Genomic DNA, 3351 nt, shown 5'->3' on the forward strand with positions numbered 1-3351 from the left:
TCTAAATACCTCCTAGGTTAATGCAAGAGAGGAAAACAATCTACTCTTGCAAAACGTAATCATTACGATTTATAATGAATAAAAATAATCTACCATTTTTTTGAATCTGAACAAGTTCTTCTAAAGATTTTGCAATGATATTCGAAATTTTTTTTGAATTGACTTAAAAAAGGGAGGAAAAATCATGAAAAAAATACCTGTTACAGTCTTAAGTGGTTACCTAGGAGCAGGAAAGACAACGATTTTAAATCACATTCTTCAAAATCGCGAGGGCATAAAGGTAGCTGTCATCGTGAATGACATGAGTGAAGTAAATATAGACGCGGAAACGATTAAGCAAGGTGGAGGATTAAAAAGAACAGAAGAAAAATTGGTTGAAATGTCAAATGGCTGTATTTGTTGTACTCTCAGAGAAGACTTGTTAATTGAGGTTGAAAAGCTAGCGTTAGAGGGGAACATTGATTACATTGTCATCGAGTCAACAGGAATAAGTGAGCCTGTTCCTGTTGCTCAAACCTTTTCATATATTGATGAGGAGTTGGGCATTGATCTTACCCGTTTTTGTAAGCTTGATACGATGGTTACTGTTGTTGATGCGAATCGCTTTTGGAAAGATTTTAGATCAGGAGATAGCCTTCTTGATCGGAAAGAAGCTCTAAGTGAGGAAGACAACCGTGAAATCGCAGATTTATTATTGGATCAAATTGAATTTTGTGATGTTCTCATTATTAATAAATGTGATCTTGTAAGTGAAGAAAAATTGAGGCATTTAGAAAAGGTGTTACGTAAACTTCAACCAGAAGCACGAATAATTCGAACAAGTAAAGGCAAGATTCAGCCAAAAGAGATTCTTAATACAAATCTTTTTGATTTTGATAAAGCTAGTGAATCTGCAGGGTGGATAAAAGAGCTGACAATGGGACATAAGGAACATAAGCCTGAAATGGAAGAGTATGGCATTACATCCTTTGTTTATAAAAGAAGACTACCATTTCATAGTGAACGATTTTATCAGCTCATGCATTCACTTTCTCAAAATATTGTTAGGGTAAAAGGAATTGCCTGGTGTGCAACTAGAAATGAATTAGCTCTTTCAGTCTCACAAGCCGGACCGTCCATCCAAATAGAACCGGTTGCTTATTGGGTGGCAACCATGTCAATTGTTGAACAAAATTATATTTTAAGTGAAAATCCTCATATAAAAGCTGAATGGGATCCTGAATTTGGTGATCGCATGACTCAATTGGTTTTTATTGGGACAGAAATGAATGAAAAAGAGGTATCTAAACAATTAGACGCTTGTTTACTAACTGGTGATGAATTTGATTTAGATTGGAAGTTGTTTAAAGATCCATTTCATTGGGATATTCCGAATAAAGCTAATGAGCCATTGTAAAAGCTAGCTAGAGCAAACTTCATTCACCAAACAGCATAACCATACTTATTTGATAAGAAGGAAGGTTCTTATGCAAGCAAATGTAGAAATATATATCCTAGCTGGATTTTTAGGCAGTGGAAAATCAACTTTATTGAAAAATTTACTGATAGAGGAGAATGAAAAAAACCGTAAAGTGGCGGTTTTGATGAATGAATTAGGAGAGTTATCCGTAGATTCTGGGATTATAGGGACGGATGTATCTATTAGGGAGCTTTTAAATGGATGCATATGCTGTACGCTGAAGGATGAAGTGGAGATTCAGCTTTTGATGCTTTATCAGCAGGAACAACCAGACGTCATCTATATTGAAGCAACTGGTGTCGCTCATCCGATTGAAATTTTGGATGCATGTATGTCACCTGTTATTGCCCCTCATGTTCATGTGAAGTCGATTATTAGTGTCGTAGACTCAAAAAGATGGCTTAATCGCAACCAATTAAATAATCAACTTCAAAAATTAATCGAAGAGCAAGTTAAATATGGGGATATAATATTATTAAACAAGTCAGACTGTGTATCAGCAGTTGAACGAGCTTATATCCAAGAAGAAATCACAAAAATAAACACAAGAGCACAACAATTCTTTACCACTTTCGCAGATGTACCTCTGACTAAACTTAGAATTAGTCGAGAGGATATGGGAAATTCAGACAACGAAACCGTACATGTTCATCATCACTTACATATTCAAGCAATGACCTATCAATTTCATAAGATGTTATCGAAGGAACGGTTCGAAACGTGGCTAAACAGTCTTCCATCTACAATTTATCGAGTTAAAGGGTTTGTTCGCTTTAAGGAGAATCCACTTGTTCATGTAGTCCAATATTCATATGGTGCTCCTTATCTATTTGGACAAAAAATTAATTTTCCGGAAAATTTAGTCCTAATTGGAAGTGGATTGGATAAAAAACAGCTAATGATGGAGCTGTCTGAACTCGAAACACTTAGTGAATAGAAATGTGAAATAAATTATAAAGTGAAGAATAGAGAGGTATTCTATTAAAAAAGCTACAAGAAGCATTTATGGTTTAAAAATTTTAAAAATAATAACCATATAAAAAAACAAGTATGTGAGGACAAAAGGGATATCTAAATGGGGAAGCAATTATCCACTAAGATAACCCTTTTGTTTTTTATATGTTATTTTCATCTCTTGATTTAGGAAATCCTTTATTTTTATCAGCTTTCTTAATCGAGGTTAGTTCCTCAGATGCCTCTGCTTGATATTGAAGAGAATGATTCACTCTTTTTGTCTGATAGGAATCCTTGATTACCCTTGTAATTAAATATCTATGAAAAAAAGCTTCAAATAAGGCTATGCCAGCTGCAGTTATGAAAGAAACTAGAAAGAGAAAATTATTAGCATTCGTTACATTTGCAAGGTAAAACCACGTAAGCAATAATGCCAAGGCAAAATCTGAACATGTTGCAAGTAGGTTACTCGTTCTAGCTAGGAGTAATAAATCACCTAAAATATAGGATATGACTCCTAATAGTAGAGAAAGGGTAAAAATATGAACAAATGAATAATTAAAGGCTAAGCCAAGAACGATAAATAACAAAAATAATGTACCAATAAATTTAATAACAACTGCCTTAATGTGATCCATCTTCTTATCATTCCTTTTTAAATGATGATCTTAATTGACGAATTTAAGTTAATACTCAAGTTCTGCATTAGGAAATTCGAAAAAGGACCACAGAATGGTCCCCATATTTACTTATTTTTTTTTGAACTTTTGTTTTGTTTGTTAGGACCCTCATTGCTGAAAGCCGATTCTGTTTCATGATCATTTCTTAATTGTTCAATACTAGAATTTTGAATCCCTTTTTTCGCCAACTTTTTCACCTACTTTTCAAAACAGTTTCATTATCGCTCGTTAGTATCTCACAATTCATGAAATTAATAC

4 protein-coding genes are annotated in these 3351 nt (G+C 33.8%); 2 read left to right on the forward strand and 2 right to left on the reverse strand.

Annotation, left to right across the window (positions count from 1 at the left end):
• Window positions 1-184 precede the first annotated feature (184 nt).
• Together HU235_RS22975 and HU235_RS22980 are read left to right on the forward strand one after the other, a co-directional pair.
• Complete coding sequence (locus HU235_RS22975; RefSeq protein WP_174881721.1) at window positions 185-1396, forward strand: GTP-binding protein; 1212 nt, start codon at window positions 185-187, stop codon at window positions 1394-1396.
• Window positions 1397-1466: 70 nt separating this feature from the next.
• Entirely contained in the window at window positions 1467-2396 is a 930-nt protein-coding gene (locus HU235_RS22980; RefSeq protein WP_174881722.1) for a CobW family GTP-binding protein, read from the forward strand.
• A 178-nt stretch (window positions 2397-2574) separates the two neighbouring features.
• On the opposite strand, the gene HU235_RS22985 is transcribed toward HU235_RS22980, so the two are convergent.
• Together HU235_RS22985 and HU235_RS22990 are read right to left on the reverse strand one after the other, a co-directional pair.
• A complete protein-coding gene (locus HU235_RS22985) occupies window positions 2575-3051 on the reverse strand; it encodes a YndM family protein (RefSeq protein WP_174881723.1) in 477 nt (158 codons plus the stop codon).
• A 107-nt stretch (window positions 3052-3158) separates the two neighbouring features.
• Complete coding sequence (locus tag HU235_RS22990; protein WP_095300919.1) at window positions 3159-3281, reverse strand: biofilm-forming protein; 123 nt, start codon at window positions 3279-3281, stop codon at window positions 3159-3161.
• Window positions 3282-3351: the final 70 nt, after the last annotated feature.

The sequence above is a fragment of the Metabacillus niabensis genome, from assembly GCF_902829255.1.
Taxonomy (GTDB): domain Bacteria; phylum Bacillota; class Bacilli; order Bacillales; family Bacillaceae; genus Metabacillus; species Metabacillus niabensis.

Excerpts from the sequence above, each read along its gene's own strand:
- HU235_RS22985 (WP_174881723.1), bottom strand. The coding sequence starts at position 3,051 with ATGGATCACATTAAGGCAGTTGTTATTAAATTTATTGGTACATTATTT.
- HU235_RS22980 (WP_174881722.1), top strand. The coding sequence starts at position 1,467 with ATGCAAGCAAATGTAGAAATATATATCCTAGCTGGATTTTTAGGCAGT.
- HU235_RS22975 (WP_174881721.1), top strand. The coding sequence starts at position 185 with ATGAAAAAAATACCTGTTACAGTCTTAAGTGGTTACCTAGGAGCAGGA.